At 64.4% G+C, this 19315-nt stretch carries 14 protein-coding genes; 3 read left to right on the top strand and 11 right to left on the bottom strand.

All coding sequences use genetic code 11. From position 1 onward, the window contains the following. Nucleotides 1–146: 146 nt before the first annotated feature. Complete coding sequence (locus AC1DYQ_RS09505) at nucleotides 147–644, top strand: hemerythrin domain-containing protein (protein ID WP_477686579.1); 498 nt, start codon at nucleotides 147–149, stop codon at nucleotides 642–644. A 36-nt stretch (nucleotides 645–680) separates the two neighbouring features. On the opposite strand, the gene AC1DYQ_RS09500 is transcribed toward AC1DYQ_RS09505, so the two are convergent. The 11 genes from AC1DYQ_RS09500 to AC1DYQ_RS09450 all read right to left on the bottom strand — a co-directional run bounded on the left by AC1DYQ_RS09500 (nucleotide 681) and on the right by AC1DYQ_RS09450 (nucleotide 17285). Next, nucleotides 681–2129: an efflux transporter outer membrane subunit gene (locus AC1DYQ_RS09500; RefSeq protein ID WP_477686578.1), complete on the bottom strand. Its 1449-nt coding sequence runs from the start codon at nucleotides 2127–2129 to the stop codon at nucleotides 681–683. A gap of 11 nt (nucleotides 2130–2140) precedes the next feature. After that, the gene (locus tag AC1DYQ_RS09495) at nucleotides 2141–5440 is read right to left on the bottom strand and encodes an efflux RND transporter permease subunit (protein ID WP_477686577.1); all 3300 of its coding nucleotides are present in this window, start codon (nucleotides 5438–5440) and stop codon (nucleotides 2141–2143) included. A gap of 694 nt (nucleotides 5441–6134) precedes the next feature. Then, a complete protein-coding gene (locus AC1DYQ_RS09490) occupies nucleotides 6135–9239 on the bottom strand; it encodes an efflux RND transporter permease subunit (protein ID WP_477686576.1) in 3105 nt (1034 codons plus the stop codon). Nucleotides 9240–9317: 78 nt separating this feature from the next. Then, complete coding sequence (locus AC1DYQ_RS09485; RefSeq protein ID WP_477686575.1) at nucleotides 9318–10880, bottom strand: efflux RND transporter periplasmic adaptor subunit; 1563 nt, start codon at nucleotides 10878–10880, stop codon at nucleotides 9318–9320. Nucleotides 10881–11190: 310 nt separating this feature from the next. Beyond that, the gene (locus AC1DYQ_RS09480; protein ID WP_477686574.1) at nucleotides 11191–12114 is read right to left on the bottom strand and encodes a ribokinase; all 924 of its coding nucleotides are present in this window, start codon (nucleotides 12112–12114) and stop codon (nucleotides 11191–11193) included. Nucleotides 12115–12299: 185 nt separating this feature from the next. Next, complete coding sequence (locus AC1DYQ_RS09475; protein ID WP_457278706.1) at nucleotides 12300–13598, bottom strand: TRAP transporter large permease; 1299 nt, start codon at nucleotides 13596–13598, stop codon at nucleotides 12300–12302. After that, entirely contained in the window at nucleotides 13595–14074 is a 480-nt protein-coding gene (locus tag AC1DYQ_RS09470) for a TRAP transporter small permease (RefSeq protein ID WP_457278705.1), read from the bottom strand. The genes AC1DYQ_RS09475 and AC1DYQ_RS09470 overlap by 4 nt, the downstream gene beginning before the upstream one ends. 27 nt (nucleotides 14075–14101) lie before the next feature. Further along, complete coding sequence (locus AC1DYQ_RS09465; protein ID WP_477686573.1) at nucleotides 14102–15118, bottom strand: sialic acid TRAP transporter substrate-binding protein SiaP; 1017 nt, start codon at nucleotides 15116–15118, stop codon at nucleotides 14102–14104. Nucleotides 15119–15189: 71 nt separating this feature from the next. Then, a complete protein-coding gene (locus AC1DYQ_RS09460) occupies nucleotides 15190–16122 on the bottom strand; it encodes a dihydrodipicolinate synthase family protein (protein ID WP_477686572.1) in 933 nt (310 codons plus the stop codon). Next, nucleotides 16119–16835 carry a GntR family transcriptional regulator gene (locus AC1DYQ_RS09455; protein WP_457278702.1) on the bottom strand — a complete coding sequence of 239 codons (717 nt, stop codon included), beginning with the start codon at nucleotides 16833–16835 and terminating at the stop codon, nucleotides 16119–16121. The genes AC1DYQ_RS09460 and AC1DYQ_RS09455 overlap by 4 nt, the downstream gene beginning before the upstream one ends. A 3-nt stretch (nucleotides 16836–16838) precedes the next feature. Next, nucleotides 16839–17285 (bottom strand): RbsD/FucU family protein, encoded by a 447-nt coding sequence (locus AC1DYQ_RS09450; RefSeq protein WP_477686571.1) that lies wholly within the window; start codon nucleotides 17283–17285, stop codon nucleotides 16839–16841. 155 nt (nucleotides 17286–17440) lie between these two features. Between AC1DYQ_RS09450 and AC1DYQ_RS09445 the strand changes: the two genes are divergently transcribed. Together AC1DYQ_RS09445 and AC1DYQ_RS09440 are read left to right on the top strand one after the other, a co-directional pair. Next, complete coding sequence (locus AC1DYQ_RS09445; protein WP_477686570.1) at nucleotides 17441–18439, top strand: aldo/keto reductase; 999 nt, start codon at nucleotides 17441–17443, stop codon at nucleotides 18437–18439. Next, a complete protein-coding gene (locus AC1DYQ_RS09440; RefSeq protein ID WP_477686569.1) occupies nucleotides 18436–19272 on the top strand; it encodes an amidohydrolase family protein in 837 nt (278 codons plus the stop codon). Before AC1DYQ_RS09445 ends, AC1DYQ_RS09440 begins: the two co-directional genes overlap by 4 nt. Nucleotides 19273–19315: the final 43 nt, after the last annotated feature.

Raw genomic sequence — 19315 nt, 5'->3', positions numbered from 1 at the left:
CGCTATGAAGTATGTCGTCAATGCCGGCGAAGAACAGAAATTGAAATCGGCGTGCGTGGTCATGGATGAACACTCCATGACCTGGATCAAGCTTTTGCCCCGTGCCATTGCTTACGCTTGGCGTATTGCCAACATTGGAAGCACACATGCCGAATCTTCAATGGTCAGACGCCCTCGTGCTCGGACTCCCCCTCATGGATGACACTCACCGGGAGTTTGTCCAGTTGCTTGCGCTGGCAGAAAACGCGGCGGATGATGCGTTGCCGGGCCACTGGCGAGCGTTGGTGGACCACACCGATGAGCACTTCAGGCGCGAAGACCGGTGGATGCTGGACACGCGGTTTTCATCCTCCAATTGCCACACCGTGCAGCACAAGGTGGTGCTGCAGGTCATGCGAGAAGGCTTGCTCATGGCCCACGCCGGGGATCTCACGTCTTTGCGCCATATGGCAAGGGAGCTCGCGCTGTGGTTTCCGCAGCATGCGCAGACCATGGATGCCGCGCTGGCCCTGCATCTGCGCGGTATTGGCTACGACCCGCTAACGGGAGTGGTCAGCATGCCGCAAGCTTTGCCCAGGGACGTCATCCACGGTTGCGGTGGCCTGAGCTGTTCAGATGGCCAGGCGCTTGAACACACCGCATAAAGGCGGCACGCTGTTGGGCCCGCTGGGTCATGCAATTTATTGCCCCGTTTGCCAACCCCCGCCCAGCGACTGGATCAATGCCACCGCGGTGGTCTGGCGGTCGGCCATGGCTTGCACCAGTGCGCGGCGCGCACTCAGCGCGGTGGCCTGGGCGGTGATGACTTCGGTGTACCCCACCTGGCCGCTGCGGTAGCGGTTGAGCACCTGCTGCTCGACCTGGTCGGCCGCCTGCGATGCCTGGCGGCGCAGCTCCTGCTGGGTCAGCAGCACGCGGGTTGCCGACAGCTGGTCTTCCACGTCCTGGAAGGCGGCCAGCACGGCCTGGCGGTAGCGCGCCACTGCCTGCTGGTGGGATGCCTCGGCGCCTTCCACGCGGGCGCCTGTGGCTCCGGCGTTGAAGAGCACCTGCGCGGCCGAGATGCCGATGGACCAGACGCTGCTGGAAGCCTTGAAGAGGTCCGCCACCCGGCTGGCGCCCTGGCCCGCCGATGCGCTCAGCGACAGGCTGGGGTAGTAGGCGCTTTTGGCGATGCCGATCTGTTCATTGGCAGAGGCTACGCGGCGTTCGGCGGCGGCGATGTCGGGGCGGCGCTGCAGCAGCTCGGACGGTATGCCGACCGGCACGTCAGGCACGGAAGGGTTCCAGGCCACAGGGGCAATCGAGAAATTGCCGGGCGCTTCGCCGACCAGCACCGCGATGGCGTGCTCCAGCTGGGCGCGCTGGCGCACCAGGCCGGCGTCGTCGGCCTGCGCGTTGGCGAGCTGCGTTTGCGCCTGCAGCACATCGGTTTTGGCCGCGATGCCGGCGTTGTAGCGGTTCTGCGTGATGTCCAGCGCGCGCTTGTAGCCGTCAATGGTGTCCTTGAGCAGCACCTTTTGCGCGTCTGTCTGGCGCAAGGACAAATAATTGGTCGCCAGCTCACCCTGCGCCGACAGTTTGGCTGAAGCCAGGTCGGCGGCGCTGGCCTGCTCGCTGGCCTTCGCGCCGTCCACGGTGCGGCCCAAGCGGCCCCATACATCGGGCTCCCAGCTGCCGCCAATGCTGAGCTGGTAGTTGTTGCCGACCCGGCCACCGACATTGTTGCCCGTCGTGCTGCTGCTACTGCTGCCCGAGCGGCTGGCGCTGCCATCCAGCGAAACCGTCGGGAACAGCGATGCCCGCTGCTCGCGCACCAGGGCGCGCGCCTGCGCGTAGGCGGCAACAGCCACCGCCACGTTCTGGTTGGACACTTCCACACGCGATGCCAGCTGGTCCAGCACCGGGTCCTTGAAGAGCGACCACCACGGGCCGCGCTCCAGCGTATCGGCGGGCGCTGCCGGAACCCAGCCTTGCGCTTCTTTGTAGGTGCTCACGTCGACCGTGGCGGGGCGCTGGTAGTCGGGGCCGACCGCGCAGCCGCCGACGGCAAGCACCAACGCAGCGCATAGCAGGCGAAGCTGAAAGCGTGAACGGTATGCGGGGTGAGTGTCGGAAAAGTGTTTCATGGCGTTGTCAGTCATTGCAGTTGGAGCGGGGCGCCGGGCGGCGGCGCATCGGACTCGTCCGGGTGACGGCTGAGTTGGCGCTCGGAAGGACTGCGCCGGCGCAGCTTGTCCATCAGCACATAGACCACCGGTGTGGTGAGCAATGTCAGCAGCTGGCTGGCGATCAGCCCGCCGATGATGGCGATGCCCAGCGGGCGGCGCAGCTCGGCGCCTTCGCCGAAGCCGATGGCCAGCGGCAGCGCGCCCAGAATGGCGGCCAGCGTGGTCATCAGGATGGGGCGAAAGCGCAGCAGGCAGGCTTCGCGCACAGCCTCAATCGCGGAAAGGCCACGCGCCCGCTCGGCTTCCAGCGCGAAGTCGATGATCAGGATGGCGTTCTTCTTGACGATGCCGATCAGCAGGAACAGCCCGATCAGCGCGATGATGGAAAAATCCAGCTTGAACAGCAGCAAGGCCAGCACAGCGCCCACGCCAGCCGAGGGCAGGGTGGACAACACCGTGATGGGGTGCACCAGGCTTTCGTACAGGATGCCCAGCACAATGTAGATGACCACCAGCGCCGCCAGGATCAGCAGCGGCTGCTCGTTTTGCGATTGCTGCGCATTCAGCGCCGTGCCGGAAAAACTGCCGCGCACGTTGTTGGGCAGCCGGATGTCGGCTTCCGCCTGGTGCACCGCGGCCTGGCCGTCGCTCAGCGTGCTGCCATCGGCGAGGTTGTAGGAAACCGTGGTGGAAAGCTCGCCGTCTTCGTGGCTGACCGAAGCGGCGGTGGGGTTTTCGCTGAAGGTGGCAATGGCCGACAAGGGCACCATGGTGCTGGCCGAGGCGCTCAGGACCTGGCCCGACGAAGAATCACGCAGGGATGGGTTGGCCACAGAGGTGGCGGTGGCCACCGTGGCTGCAGCCGGGGTGCCGGTGCTGCCGGTGTTGTTGGTGCTGTTGGTGCTGTTGGCTGTGCTGCCTCCAGCTCCCTTGGCCGGCACGTAGATATCTTTCAGCGACTCGGGGCTGCGGGTGTAGCGCGGCGCCACTTCCATGATCACGTGGTACTGGTTGAGTTCGGCGTATATCGTGGCCACCTGGCGCTGGCCGAAGCCGTCATAGAGCGCGTTGTCCACATCGCGTGAGCTGATGCCCATGCGCGCCGCGCTTTCCTTGTCCACGGTGACCATGGTCTCCACGCCGTTTTCCTGCTGGTCGGTGTCCACGTCGGTCAGGGCAGGCTGCAGCTTCATCTGGTCGGCCAGGCGTGTGGCCCATACGCGCAAGTCGGCGGCGTTGTCGCTTTTGAGCGTGTACTGGTAGGTCGAGTTGGTCTGGCGGCCGCCGCCGCGCAGGTCCTGCACGGGGTTCAGGAAAAGGCTGACGCCGGTCACCCGTGCCAGCTGCGGGCGCAGCCTCGCAATCACGGCCTGGCCGGCCACGTCGCGTTGCCCCACCGGCTTGAGGTTGATGAACATGAAGCCTCCGCCGGCGCGGGAACCACCGGTAAAGCCCACCACCGTGTCCACGGCCGGGTCGGCACGGATGATGTCGACCAGCTGCTTGAGCTTGGCCTGCAGCGCCTGAAATGAGATGCTGCGGTCGGCGCGCAGGCCGCCGTTGATCTGCCCGGTGTCCTGTTGCGGGAAGAAGCCTTTTGGCGCCTTGACGAAGAGAAAACCGTTGAGCCCGATCACGGCCACCAAAATCAGCATCACCAGCAACTTGCTGTGCAGGGCCCAGTCCAGACTCACTTCGTAGCTGCGGTGCACGCGGTTGAAGGCACGCTCGAACCAGCGCCCCACAAAAGCAAAACGCCCGGGCTTCTTCTCATGCGCGTCAGGCCTCAGAAGCCAGGCGCACATCATGGGCGTGGTGGTCAGCGAGATGACCAGCGAGATCATCACCGCAGCAGACAGCGTGACCGCGAATTCGCGGAACAGCCGGCCCACCTGCCCGCCCATGAAGAGCAGCGGGATAAACACGGCCACCAGCGACAGGCTGATCGACAGCACGGTGAAGCCGACCTCCCTCGCACCCAGCAGAGCGGCCTTGAAGCGGTCCATGCCGGCTTCGATATGCCGGCTGGTGTTTTCCAGCACCACGATGGCGTCGTCCACCACGAAGCCGGTAGCCACGGTGAGCGCCATCAGGCTCAGGTTGTTGAGGGAAAACCCAAGCATGTACATCACGCCGAAGGTACCCAGCAAGGAGACGACAGTGGCCACGGCCGGGATGATGGTGGCGCGGGCGCTGCGCAGGAAGGCGCTGACCACCAGCACCACCAGCACGATGGAAATCAGCAGCGTGACTTCGATCTCGTGCAGCGAGGCACGGATGGAGTTGGTACTGTCGGATGCCACCTGCAACTGCACATCCTGCGGCAGGGCCGCCTGCAGCTCGGGAATCAGGGCGCGCACGCCGTCGACAGTGGCAATCACGTTGGCATCGGGTTGGCGCGTGACCAGCACGATCACGGCGGGCTCGCCGTTGAAAAGGCCGAGCGTGTTGATGTTCTCCACACCGTCCTGCACCTCGGCCACGTCCTGCAGCCGGATGGCGGCGTTGTTGCGCCAGGCTACGACGAGATTGCGGTAGTCGACGGCCTTGAGTCCGCCGCTGGCGGTGTTGGAGCCTGAGTAGATCTGGAAGCGCTGGCCGTTGCCTTCGATCGCACCCTTGGGCCGGTTGGCGTTCGATGCCTGCAGGGCTGCGCGCACGTCTTCCATGGCAACGCCATAGCGGTTAAGCGCAAACGGCAGCAGTTCCACGCGCACCGCCGGCAACGAGCCGCCGCCAAGCTCTACATCGCCGACCCCGGGTACCTGGGCGATTTTTTGCTGCACGAGGTTGGAGACCTCGTCATAGATCTGGCCCGGTGAGCGCGTCTTGGACGTGAGCGCCAGGATGATGACCGGCGCCGAAGCCGGGTTGGCCTTGCGGTAGGTCGGGTTGCTGCGCAGCGTGGCCGGTAGGTCGGCGCGCGAGGCGTTGATGGCGGCCTGTACCTCGCGCGCTGCCGCGTCGATCTTGCGGTTCAGGTCAAACTGCAGGCTGACGCGGGTTGAACCGTTGCTGCTGTTGGACGTCATCTCGTTGACACCCGCGATCACGCCGAGGCGCCGCTCCAGCGGCGTCGCCACACTGCTGGCCATGGTGGAGGGACTGGCCCCCGGCAACGAGGCGCTGACCGAGATCACCGGGAAATCCACTTGCGGCAGCGGTGAGACCGGCAAGACGAAGAATGCGGCGATGCCCGCCAAGGCCAGGCCTATGGTGAGGAGGACTGTGGCTACCGGGCGGCGGACGAACGGTTCGGAGAGGTTCATAGAGCGGCTCCCCTGTCCGCGCTAGGCCTGTCTTGGGCTGTTGTTGATTTTTGGGTGGTGCTCTTTTGCGAGGACGGCTGGCCGGGGGTTGCCCGGCGGCAAGTGACTTTCTTTTGCTTCGCCAAAAGAAAGTCACCAAAGAAAAGGCGACCCTGCTGTCTGCGACCCCTGCGCTTCGCTCCGGGGCAACCTGCGGTGCTCGGCTCAGGCGGGGTCTCGCTCGAACTCGCTTCGCTCAGACAATCGCGATCCCTGATCCGCCTGAGCCTGCGCTCCTCGGCGCATACAGAAGGGGCTAACGGGAGCGGGGACCGAATACCGAAATACCAGGAAACCAATACCAACAAGGACTCGCCACGGCGAGTCCTTGTTTCTTCATGTATTCGGGATTCTGTCTGCGGCTGTTTGGCATTCGGGTATTGGTATTCCTTGCCCACCCCTTGTGGATGCGCCGAGGAGCGCAGGGCCAGACGGATCAGGGCAAAAACTTGTTTGAGCCGAAGGCGAGTTGTTTTTGACCCCGGCTGGACCGAGTACCGCAGGTTGCCCCGGAGCGAAGCGCAGGGGACGCAGGAACCAGGGTCGCCTTTTCTTTGCTTACTTTCTTTTGGCGAAGCAAAAGAAAGTGAGTTGCCGCCGGCAACCCCGGCCCCGGGACAAAGCACACCCCGAAAGAACGAAAGAGCAACAGGCCTCACGCGGAAACCTCCTTCTCTTTCCCTTTCCCCCGAAACCTCCGCCCCAACCGATCAAACGCCAAATAAATCACCGGCGTCGTAAATAGCGTCAACACCTGACTCACAATCAACCCGCCAAAAATCGCCAACCCCAGAGGCCTCCGCAATTCAGCGCCTTCGCCGAAGCCCAGCATCAGAGGCACAGCAGCAAACAGCGCCGCCAGTGTTGTCATCAGGATGGGCCGGAAGCGCAGCAGCGCGGCCTGGTGAATGGCGTCCTGCGGTGACTTGTCCTGGTTGCGTTCGGCGTCGATCGCGAAGTCAATCATCATGATGGCGTTCTTCTTCACGATGCCGATCAGCAGGATGATGCCAATGATGCCGATCACCCCAAGGCCTGACCCGCTGATCATCAGCGCCAGCAGCGCGCCCACGCCGGCGGAGGGCAGGGTCGAGAGGATCGTCAGCGGGTGGATGTAGCTTTCATACAGCACACCCAGCACGATGTAGACGCAGATCACGGCCGCCAGGATGAGCCAGAGCTGGTTGGACAGCGAGGCCTGGTAGGCGCCCGCCGCGCCCAGAAAGGTCATGGTCACGCTGGCGGGCATGGCGATGTCTTTGGCGGCCAGCCGGATCTCGTCGACCGCCTTGCCCAGCGAGACGCCGGGCGCCGTGTCAAAACCCAGTGTGGTGGCCGGGTACTGGGCTACGCGGGTAACCTGCAGTGGGGCCGCTTGCTCCGTGATGGTGGCGATGGCCGACAGCGGTGTTGGCGTGCCGGAGCCGGTTTTGAGTTGCAGGCTGCCCAGCGATGCGGGCGTGCGCAAGGAGTCGGGCATGGCTTCGAGGATCACGCGGTACTGGTTGGTCTCGGTGAAGATGGTCGAGACAATGCGCTGGCCGAAAGCGCTGTAAAGCGCATCGTCAATGGACGAGGTCGTGACGGCCAGGCGCGACGCGGTGTCGCGGTCTACCGTGATGTAGGCCCCCGCGCCGCTGGAGCCCGCATCGGACGACACGTTGCGCAGGCTTTCGAGCTGCCGCATGCGCTGCGTGAGCTTGTTGGCCCATTCGACTACGGTGGCGTTGTTCGAGCCTTCGAGCGATACGCGGAACTGCGTGGGCCCGGTTTCAGCGTCGATGGTCAGGTCTTGCGTGGGTTGAAGGTAGAGCGTGACCCCGGCCACCGCGGCGGCCCTGCGCTGCAGCCGGTCCATGGTTTCCTGCTGGCTGCCGGTGCGCTCTTTTTTCAGATTGATCAGCATGCGGCCGGTGTGCAGCATGGTGTTGTTGGCTGCGTCCACGCCAATGAAGGAGCTCAGTGTTTCGACGTCGGGGTCTTCCAGGATGGCCTTGGCCGTGGCTTGCTGCAGCGCGGCCATGCGGTCATAGGACACCGATTGCGCGGTTTCCACGCGAGCCTGCAGCTGGCCGGTGTCCTGCGTCGGGAACAGGCCCTTGGGGATCAGTACATACAGCAACACCGTGAGCAGCAGGGTGGCCAGTGCCACCAGCAGCGTGGCGCCCTGGCGTTTGAGCACCCAGGTGAGCCACACGTCGTAGCGCGCGATCACGCCGTCAAAAAAACGCTGGAGCCGCGCGCCCGCCTGGGCCAGCCGGCCTTCGCCCGCCGTTTCCGGCACGTGCTTGAGCCATCTCGCCGACATCATGGGCACGAGGGTGAGCGACACCACGGCCGAGATCAGGATGGTGATGGCCAGCGTCACGGCAAACTCGCGGAACAGCCGGCCGACCACATCGCCCATGAACAGCAGCGGAATCAGCACCGCGATCAGCGACACCGTCAGCGAAATGATGGTGAACCCGATCTGCGTCGCACCCTTGAGGGCTGCGGCCATCGGTTCTTCGCCTTCCTCGATGTAGCGCGAGATGTTTTCGATCATCACGATTGCATCGTCCACCACAAAGCCGGTGGCGATTGTGAGCGCCATCAGGCTCAGGTTGTTGAGGCTGTAGCCCAGCAGGTACATCAGGCCGCAGGTGCCGACGAGTGAAATCGGCACGGCCAGGCTGGCGATCACGGTGGCGCGCAAGCTGTGCAGGAAAGCAAAGATCACCAGCACGACCAGCACCACGGCCAGAAGCAGTTCAATCTCAACATGCATCACCGAGGCGCGTATGCCGGTCGTGCGGTCGCTCAGCACATCGACCCTGAGGGAGGTGGGCAGGCCGGCCTGCAGTTCGGGCAGGCGTGCCTTGATGGCATCCACCGTGGCAATCACGTTGGCGCCGGGCTGGCGCTGCACATTGAGAATAATCGCCGGCTTCAGACCAGACCATGCGCCCAGTTTGATGTTCTCGGCGCTGTCCACGACCTGTGCCACGTCGGACACGCGCACCGCCGCACCGTTGCGAAAGGCAATGATGAGGTTTTTGTAGTCGGCCGCGGCGACCAGCTGGTCGTTGGAGTTGATTGAATAGGACCGCGTGGGTCCGTCGATGCTGCCCTTGGCGCCGTTGGCATTGGCTGCGGAGATCGCTGTGCGCAGTGAATCAAGCCCGAGGCCGTAGGAAGCCAGCGCCCGCGTGTCGGCCTGGATGCGCACCGCGGGGCGCTGCCCGCCGCTGAGCGACACCAGCCCCACGCCATTGACCTGGCTGATCTTCAGGGCCAGCCGGGTGTTGACGATGTTTTGCACCTCCGTCAGCGGCATGGTGTCGGACGTGATGGCCAGTGTCAGCACCGGGGCATCCGCCGGGTTGACCTTGGCATAGAGGGGCGGGGCGGGCAGGTCAGCCGGCAACAGGGAGCCGCCCGCGTTGATGGCGGCCTGCACCTGCTGCTCGGCGACGTCCAGTGCCAGGCCCAGGCCGAACTGCAGCGTGACGATGGAGACACCGGCGGCGCTGGTGGAGCTCATGCGAGAGAGGCCGGCCATCTGGCCGAACTGGCGTTCCAGCGGCGCTGTCACGGTCTGCGCCATCACTTCCGGGCTCGCGCCGGGATACAGCGTCTGCACCTGGATGGTGGGGTAATCGACCTGCGGCAGGGCCGACAGCGGCAAAAACTTGAAACCCACGAGGCCGGCCAGCACAATGGCCACCATCAGCAGCGAAGTGGCCACCGGGCGCAGGATAAACGGGCGTGAGGGGCTCATTCAATAACCTTCGTGCTTCGCACTGCGATGCTATTCGCCTTGGGAACGGCCCGGCGGCTCATTCTTGAGAGTCCCGGGTCATTGCGCTGGCCGTTCGCCCTGGCGGCGGTCCTTCATGCCTTGCCAGCGTGCCAGGGCTTCCGGGTCGCCTTTGTCGATTTGCTCCAGGAAGCGCTTGCGGCGTTCCAGCGCGGCCGGGTCGTCCTTGACCTGGTCGAGCATGCGCTGGCGCTGCTCGGCCGTGGGGCCGGCAATGGAAGGCGGCGCGGCGCCGGGCTGCAGTGCCGCTGCCGGGGAAGGTGCCGCTGCCGGTGCGCTGCCGGCGGTGTCAGATGCGGGGCGCTGGCGCCCGGCCGCGGAAGCGCCGCCGCCCGGTGCACTGGCGCCGCGGCGCTTGYCGCCCATGCCGGCGCCGGGCGCGTCGCCCGGCAGCACCACACTGGCGCCGTCCTTCAGGCGGTCGGCGCCTTCGGTGATCACGCGCTCGCCGGCCTTCAGCCCGGAGGTGATCACGATCTTTTCGGCTGTGGCCTGGCCGCGCTGCACCGGCCGCAGGGACACCGTACGGTCGGCGGCGTTCAGCACATAAACGTAGTCGCCGGTGCTGCCCAGGCGTACGGCGGTGACGGGCACCACCACCGCGTCTTCCAGTGTCTTGACCTGCAGCTGTATGTTCACGAACTGGCTGGGGAACAGCGTGAGCTTGCTGTTGGCAAAGCGCGCCTTGGCCCGTACGGTGCCGGTGGTGGTGTCCACCTGGTTATCGAGCGAGGCAAAAACGCCGGTATCAAGTGTGGCGGTGCGCGTGCGGTCCAGCGCAACGACTTTCATGGCAGTGCTGCCGCCGGCGTTCTGTTGCAGCTCGCCCGCCCGGTCCTGCGGGATGGAGAAGACCACGTCAATCGGGCTGACCTGGGTAATCAGCGCAATGCCGTTGGTGTCGCTGTTGCTCACCACATTGCCGACGTCTACGGTGCGCAGGCCCACGCGCCCGCTGACGGGCGCGACCACGCGGGTGTAGCCCAGGTTGAGCCGCGCCGTGCCTTCGTTGGCCTTGTCAATGACGACCGTGCCTTCAAGCTGCTTGACGAGCGCGGCCTGCGTGTCCACATCCTGGCGGGCAATCGAGTCCTGTTCCAGCAGGGTCCTGAACCGCTGCAGGGTGACGCGGGCGCTGTCGAGCTGGGCCTCGTCGCGCTGGCGCTGGCCGACGGCCTGCATCAGCGCCATCTCAAACTGGCGCGGGTCGATGGTGGCCAGCAGTTCACCGGCCTTGACCATCTGGCCTTCCTTGAACAAAACCTTTTCCATCACGCCGGAAACCTGTGGGCGCACCCTGACGGTGGCCTGGGGCGTGACGGTGCCCAGGGCTTCCAGGACGATCGGGATACTGGCCTTCTCGGCGGTGGCGACACCCACCGTGGTGGCCGGTGCACCGCGCCTGAAGGCTCCGCCCGGACCGCCCGGGCCGCCGCCCGTCGGGGTGTCTGCGGAAGGATGGGTCAGGTGCCAGGCCAGCCAGCCGGTGCCGGCCAGTGCCAGCACGGCGATCACGCTACCGATGATGGACGCGCGGCGGCTCAGTCGTTTACGGGATGGGGTAGGGGCGCCGCTTTCCGGCGTCTCGGCTTTCGGGTCCATCAGCTGTCCTTGGTGCCCGCTGCGCCAGACGGGCCGGCGCAGCATTTTTTTGTGTTTGATGGTGATTCATGCGCCGGCAGCCAAAGCCCTCGGACCCACCTGACGGCGCTCAATAATTATCACTGCAAGCCTTGGGGGCGCAGATAAAGCGCCTGAAAGAGGCGCGTAAATATCCGGTAAAGCGGCGATTGGCCTACACGACTTCGGGCAATAACAGGCGCGGGGCCTGAGTTTGCCGGTTGCTATCGTTTTAATAGCTGCTTGCGCCCGATACTATTAGGCTGCAGCCATTCTTGCCAGGTAGCGGTGTTTAGCCCAGCAGCGCCGCCGCTTCGGCGAAGGACGGCATGCCGTCGATGGCACCGTGCCGTGTGACCGACAGTGCGGCAGCTGCATTGGCCCACTGCATGGCAGCAGGCAGCAGCTCTCCGCGTGCGAGCGCAGCGGCCAGCGCGCCGGTGAAGGTGTCGCCCGCGCCTATGGTGTCGCGCACTGCCATGGGGCGGCCCGGCAGTGAAATGGGCGGCTTGCCGGCCTGGAAGAGCCGGCAGCCGTCAGCGCCCAGCGTGACGAGCACGGCGCGTGTACCGCGGTTGAGCAACTGCAGGGCTGCGTCGTCCACCGAACCGGCATGCGCTGCACCGGCCAGCAGGTAGAGTTCGTTTTCATTGGGCGTGAGCACATCGACCACCGCCAGCAGCTCGTCAGGCAGCGGGCGAGCAGGCGCGGGGTTCAGGATGGTGATGGCCCCTGCGCCGCGGGCCAGGCGAAACGCCTCCAGCGTGGCGTCTGCAGGCACCTCGCACGAAGCCATCACGACACGGCAAGCGCCCAGCACCTGCTGCGCGGCCTGCGCATGCCGCGCGGCCAGGCCTTTGCCGGCACCGGGATACACCGCAATGCTGTTGTCACCGTCCTCGTAGACGAGAATTTGCGCAACACCGCTGCGCTCACCGGCTACCTGCTCGACGTGTGTGGTGACGATGCCTTCCTCATGCCAGAGCTTCATGCCCATGCGACCGAAATCGTCGTCGCCGATACGGGCAATGAGTGCCACACGCGCACCCTGGCGGGCAGCGGCCACTGCCGCATTGCTGCCCTTGCCGCCCGGGCTGATGCTGAAATCGGTGGCCATCAGCGTTTCACCGCGCGCGATGGGCCGCTCGACGCGGGAGATAAGGTCAGCGTTCCAGCTGGCAACGCAAACGACCTCGGCATTCAATTCGTCATTCATATTGCAATATCAGAGGTGAAGAGAATCCCAAAAACCGAGAGACGCCGCGGAACCGGCTTTGCCGGGCCGCTAGCGTCGCCCCTCGAGGGGAAGGCGCCGCAGGTGCCTCGGGGGGAGTCATTTTCTCCGGGCCGCTGGCGTCGCCCCCTTGAGGGTGGAGGCGCCGCAGGCGCTTCGGGGGTGGATCATTTCCCGCCATAGCCCATTGTTTGTGGCAGCCACAGCACGATCTGCGGAAAGCACGTCATGGCCAGCAACAGCAGCAGCAGCATGACGAGGAAAGGCCAGCCTTCCTTCATCATTTCGCCGATGGGAATGCCGGTAAGGGCTTTCGTCACGAACAGCAGCATGCCGAAAGGCGGGTGGATCAGGCCGATCATCATGTTGAGCACCACCAGCACGCCGAAGTGCACCAGGTCCACGCCCAGCAGCTTGGCCGCGGGCAGCAGCATGGGCACAAACACCAGTAGCAGCACCGAAACATCGAGGAAGCAGCCCAGCACCAGGAACATGACGTTCACCATCAGCAAAAAGCCGATCTGCGAGAAGTGCATGCTGTCGACCCACGCGGCCATGGCCTGCGGCACGCCTTCGGCGGTGAAGGCGTAGTTGAGCATGAAGGAGCCGGCCAGGATCATGGTGATCACCGCGCTGGCGCGTGTGGATTCCATGACCACGACCCAGAAGCTGCGCCACGTCAATGCGCGGAACACCAGCGCCGCCAGGATCAATGCATGCAGCGCGGCCACGGCGGCGGCTTCGGTCGGCGTGAAGATGCCGGAGTAAATGCCGCCCAGCAGCACGATGGGCATGGACAACGGCAGCGCACCACGGAAGATCAGGCCGGCCCATTCCGAGCGTGGCACAGGTTCGTCGCGTGGCATGTTGCGCTTTTTCGCGATGACCGCGACCACGCCCATCATCAGCCCGGCCATCAGGAAGCCCGGCACCACGCCGCCCAGGAAGAGCGCGCCGACCGAAGCGCCCGACACCAGCGCGTAAATCACCATGGGGATCGACGGCGGGATGATGGGGCCCAGCGTGGCGCTGGCCACCACCACCGCGCCGGCAAAGCCGCGCGTGTATTCCGGTTTTTTCAGCATCTGGCGAATCGTGACCAGGCCGGGACCGGCCGCGTCGGCGATTGCACTGCCGCTCATGCCCGAGAAAATCACGCTGACCAAAATGTCCACCTGCGCCAGGCCGCCGCGAAAGCGGCCCACCAGGATGCGGCAGAAGTCAAAAATCCGTTCACTGACCGTGCCCGCGTTCATGATGTTGGCGGCGAACACAAAAAGCGGCACCGCCAGCAGCACGTAGCTGTTGTAAAGGCCGTTGCCGATCTGCTCGGCCACCAGGCCGATGTCCTGTCCCTTGACCACGAGGTAGCCGATGCCCGCCGCGATCATCGAAAAACCGATGGGCATGCGCAGCAGCATGCCGCCCGCCAGTACCCCAACCAATACCCAGATAGCGCTTGTCATATCCGCAGCTCCGCTTCAAGACCCTTGCCCCGGATCGCGTTCCAGATCGCCCAGGCCGAGCGCACCGCCAGAGCAGCAAGCAGCAGCACAAAAGGCATGAAAACCCATTGGAAAGACACGCCCAGCACGGGCGTTCCTTCGCGGGCCATGAAGTGCACATAGTCCCAGCAGCCCGGAATGCCCCAAGCCGCCAGGCCACCCACGATCAGGTTGCCGGTAATCGCCATGGCCTGTCGGCCACGGTAGGGCATGTTGTTCCAGACCAGGTCGAACACCACGTGCTCGCGCTCGGGTACCACCACGGCGGCCGCCCACAGGATGACCCAGACATAGAGGATCACGGCTGCCTCATCCGTCCAGGCCAGCGGCTTGTTGAAGAAAAACCGCGCCGTGATCTGGATCACGAACACGATGAACAGGGTCAGGAAGAGTCCGCCGCCAATCAGATTGGCGGTTTTTTGGAGCCAGCTTTTCATGGTTGTTTTCAGGGAACTCTGCAGGAATTACTTCGTGCTGTTGATGCGCTCAAGCAGGCCTTTGGGCCACGCCTTGGCGTACTCGGAGTTCTGGTAAGTCGTCTGCACCGTCTTGCGGAAAGCGTCCACATCGGGTGTCGTAACGGTCAGGCCTTCCTTCTTGAAGAATTCGACGAGCTGGCCTTCTTCCTTGATGCGGTTTTCATTGTTGTAGGCGGAAGCAGCCTGTGCAGCGGCCTTGACCTTGGTTTTTTGCGTCGCGTTCATGGCGTTGTAAGCCTTGTTCGAAATCGCAATGAAGATGCCGTCCACCAGATGGCTGGTCAGCACGATCTGCTTGGTCACTTCATAGAATTTCGCCGCGCGCACGGAGGGCAGGGGGTTGTCCTGGCCGTCGATGGTGCCGGTCTTCAGGCCCAGGTAAACCTCGCCAAAGGCCAGCGGTGTGGGCGTGGCGCCCAGTGCCTCACCCAGGAACAACCATTCCTTGGAACCGGGCATGCGCAGCTTCACGCCCTTGAGGTCTGCAGGAACCTTGACGTTGCGGGCCTCACGCAGGTTGACCTGGCGTGTGCCGAGGTACACGGTGGACAGCGGCGTCACTTCCATTTTCTCGGAGACCAGCTTGAACATCTCGGTGCCGATGGGGCCGTTGAACACCTTTTGCTGGTGGTCCGGGTCGCGCACGATGTAGCCAGCCGTGAAGATCGAGAATTCGGGAACCAGCTTGGCGATGTCAAAAGCGGAAATCGATGACAGCTCAAGGTTGCCGCGCGCCATGGCGGCGGGCTCTGTGCCCTGCTTGAAGAGCGATGCATTCAGGTTGATCTGCACGTCGAACTCGCCGGGCGCGCTTTTTTCAAGGTTCTCCTTGAAGACGGTCCACATCTTGGCGTGCCAGTCATCCGGCACGGCCGGCGTGGAAACGCGCAGCACGACCTTGTTCTGTGCCTGTGCGGCGGGCAGCAGGGCGCCCATCAGCAGCACGGCGGAAGCGGTGCCCAGCAGGCTGCGGCGGAAAATACCTTTGAGGGAAGCTGTCATGTTGTCTCCTTACTTTGTCGTTAAGTCGCGTGAAATTATCGAAACCGTACCGGGACCAGCCCGGCGTGGCGTCACTCGGATTTTGTATTAATCCCGAAGGCGCTGATGGTTTTTTCCAGCGCCGTGTATTCGTCGGCAGTCAAAGCCACCAGCGGTGCGCGCACGCGCAGCCAGGTTTTGTCTCCGCTCAGCATGGCCATGATCCCCTTGAGTGCGGGCATCAGTGAATAGGGGCCCAGCATGCCGATGAGCTCGACAACGCGTTCCCGCTCGGCGGGCGTGGTGGGGGCGTCGGGCTCTGTGACAAGCCGCTTGACCAGGCGCGGCATGAAATTGGCCAGGCCGCTGATGGCGCCGGTGCTGCCGCGGCGGCCCATCTCCGGCAGGTCGGGCTCGAACCCGACATACACCGTCATCTCCTTCATGAACGCATCGGACAGGCCGACCGAATGTGCGGTGGTGCAGGCGCTGTCCTTGATGCCCACGATGGTGTCCGGGTACTGCTTCTTGAGCGTGCTGATCACATGGTGCGACAGCGGCACACCGGTGACCTGGGGGATGTGATACAGGTACAGCTTGAAGGGCGTGCCGGCCATGGCGTCGATCACATAGCGGTAGCTGTCGATGATGCCCTGGTCAGACACGCCCTTGAGGAAAAATGGCGGCAGCATCAGGCAGCCGTGCACTCCCGCCTTGACGGCGTGGCGCGTCAGCTCCAGCGTTTCGGGCAGGGCGGCGCAGCTGGTTGACACCATGATCTGCGCGGCCGGGATGCCATTTTTGATGAGTTGGTCAATGGCTTCCTTGCGCTCGGCCAGGGAAAAAGACGGTCCTTCGCCAGTGGTGCCGAAAGCGGTCACACCGGGGCAACCGCTGGCGATCAGCGCCTTGCAATGGGCTGCGAATTTTGCGTGGTCAATGTTCAGGTCGGCAGTGAGTGGCGTCAGCAGGGCGGGCCAGATACCGCGAAACGATTTTTCGGCGGCGGGGAAAGAACTCGTCATTCAGGGGTCTCCAAAGACCACGGCATATCGGGCCGCGGCAGTCCTAGCACACGTCGGTGCGCGCTTTCAATATGGTGGCTCAGGCGTTCGATCACGGCAGGCGCGTCGCGCCGCTTGAGGGCGTCGATAAACCAGAGGTGCTCTTCCATGGCTGGAATCAGCACGTCGGGTGAAAGGGTCGAGCCTTCGAGCTTGATCAGTCGCACGCGCAGGCTGTTGATGCGGTAGACCTCGGAGATCAGCTCATTGCCCAGTGCGTCGATCATCAGGTCGTGCAGGCCCCAATCCACCGCGGTGGCGTCCTTGAGCAGGCTGTCGTCAATGGCCTTTTTCCGCGCACGCTTGACGATGTTCAGGTGCGCCTGCTCGATGGCTGCGAGGTCTGCGTCCGACACGGTGGTGACAAAGCGGGTGGCGGCCTCGCGCTCCAGCAGGCGGCGCAGCTGAAAGGCGTTGTTGATCAGCTTGAGGTCCACGTGGGCGACCTGCAGGCCGCGCTGCGGCACGGTCTTGAGCAAGCCCTCGGCCTCCAGGCGGGGAATGAGCTCACGCACGGCACCCAGCGGCATACCCAGCAGCTGCATCAGTTCGCGCTGCGAAACAAACTGCCCGGGGCGAATGTTGGCATCGACGATCTGCTGCTGAAAGCTCTCATAGGCCTGCGCACGCAGGCTGATGGGCGGGGCGTGAGGCGCTTGCGCCGTACTGCTCATGGGTCAGCCCGCGTCGCTGGATATGACGCCCTTGCGCAGCAGGATGTTGCCGTACTTGCGCTGCTCGCCCGTCTGCAGGATCAGGAAGGCGGCTTCGGTGCGCGCATAAAACTCAAACCGTTCCAGCGTGGCGGCGGGCCGCTCGGCCGCCTGGGCCAGCAGCGCGGAAAATTCGGCGACAGGGGCGGGCACAGCGCCGGCATCACCCACCACCTGCATCGTCCAGGCAACGTCGCGCACGTAGCTGTCCAGCGGCAGAAGTTGCAGCACGGCCTGCAATGCCTGCGGCGACGTGACACCCGCCAGCTGCACCAGCCGGGCGCCGCCCCGGGCCGCCACGGCAGCGGCTGGAAAGTTGGCGTCCACGATGGCGACGTCATCCCCATGGCCCATGCTGCAGAGTCCATGCAGTGCGTCAGGGACCAACAGTGGCGGAATATTCTTGAGCATGCGTTGGGGCTGAGGTATTGAAAGGCAATGGCCCAGATCCGCCCGGCTTTTCAGGCTGCGGGTTTCTCCGGGTTGGATGACTGACATGTTAGCTATAACATTGCTGAACTTTTATTGGTGTTTACCCGGAACTGCGGCTTTGCCGGCATGTTGAAATGACTTCCACCTCTTCCAGTCTCACATCCCTTCGACTCGGGCTCGGCGGTGCGCCGCTGGGGAACCTGTTTTCGGCCGTCAGCAACGAAGAGGCGAAGGCACTGGTGGATGCCGCCTGGGCCGGCGGCTGCCGCAGTTTTGACACGGCACCGCATTACGGCCATGGGTTGTCGGAGCGGCGGATGGGCGATGCACTGCGCTTGCGGCCACGGGACAGCTTCACGCTCTCCAGCAAGGTGGGCCGCATCCTGACGCCCGACGGGCATGCCGCGACCGCCCAGCACGGCTATGTCGACATCCTGCCTTTTAACCAGCATTGGGACTTCAGCGCTGGGGGCACGCGCCGCAGCGTGGAAGACAGCCTCCAGCGGCTGGGCATGTCCCGGCTCGACAGCGTCTACATTCACGACCCGGATGCACAGACCCATGGCACCAATGCGAATGCTGTGCTGCGTCAGCTGATTGACGAAACGTTGCCGGCACTGCAGCAACTGAAACGCGAAGGCCTAGTACGCGCAATCGGGCTGGGCACCAATGATGTCGGCGTCGTACTGGACGTATTGCGCGAAGCCGAGCTGGATGTGCTGATGCTGGCCGGCCGCTACAGCCTGCTGGACCACAGTGCGCTGCCCGTTTTGCTGCCGCAGTGCCTGGCGCGCGGCGTGCGCATCGCACTGGGTGGTGCTTTTAACTCGGGCATTCTTGCCACCGGGACGCGCGGCGGTGCTGCAACTTTCAACTACGCGCCGGCCGCGCGCGAATGGCTGGAGCGGACCGCAAAAATTGAAGGGGTTTGTGAAGCGCACGGTGTTCCACTGCGCGCCGCTGCGCTGCAGTTTCCGCTGGCACACCCGGCCGTGCACAGCCTCATGCTGGGTGCCCGCAAAGCCGGCGAATGGACGGACGCCGTGGCCATGATGGCGCACCCCATCCCGCCGGAGTTCTGGACAGCGCTGCGCACGCAGGGCCTGCTGCCCGCCGAGGTGCTGACGCCATGACGTCGTTTCCGGTGATTGACGCGCACTTTCATTGCTGGCAGCTGGCGCGTGATGACTACGGCTGGCTGACACCAGAGCTGGCGCCGATCTACCGCGATGTGGCCGTGAAGGACTGGCAGGCGCAGTCTGCGCCATGGGGTGTGCGGGGCGGCGTGCTGGTGCAGGCCGCAGCCACTGAAGCCGAAACACATTTTTTGCTGACGCAGGCCGATGCGAGCCCCGGTGTGCTGGGTGTGGTCGGCTGGGTGGACATGCTGGCGCCCGACGCACCTGCCCGCATAGCGGCGCTGGCCCGCCACCCCCGGCTCAAGGGACTGCGCCCGATGCTGCAGGACATTGCCGATGCGCAATGGATACTGCAGCCAGCGCTGGCGCCGGCCCTGCATGCGATGGTGGAATGCGGCCTGGTGTTCGATGCGCTGGTCAAGCCTGTGCACCTGCCGCATATCGTGACACTGGCGCGCCGGCACCCGGATTTGCGCATGGTGATAGACCATGCCGCCAAACCTGACATCGCTGCGGGCCAGTGGCAGCCCTGGGCCGACGACATGCTGCGCATTGCCGGCGAGACACAGGCCTATTGCAAACTGTCGGGGTTGATGACCGAGGCCGGGCCTAAGCCGGCTGCCGGCGCCGTCACGCGCTGGGGCAAGCGTGTGCTCAAAAGTTTTGGTGAGCAGCGTGTGGTGTGGGGCAGCGACTGGCCGGTGCTGGAGCTGGCCGGCAGCTACGCGCAGTGGTGGGGCGAGACGCAACAATTGCTTGCGCCGCTCGACGTAGCGAGCCAGGCGGCCGTCATGGGCGGCAACGCCAGAGAGTTGTACTGGCTTTAAATCCCGGTTTTGCGCTCTGTCTTTGTGCGCCGTCTTTAGAATC

The sequence above is a fragment of the Polaromonas sp. P1_F4 genome (genome assembly GCF_056405675.1).
The sequence above is the reverse complement of the archived record's forward strand: the minus strand, read 5'-3'. Positions and strand labels throughout refer to the sequence as shown.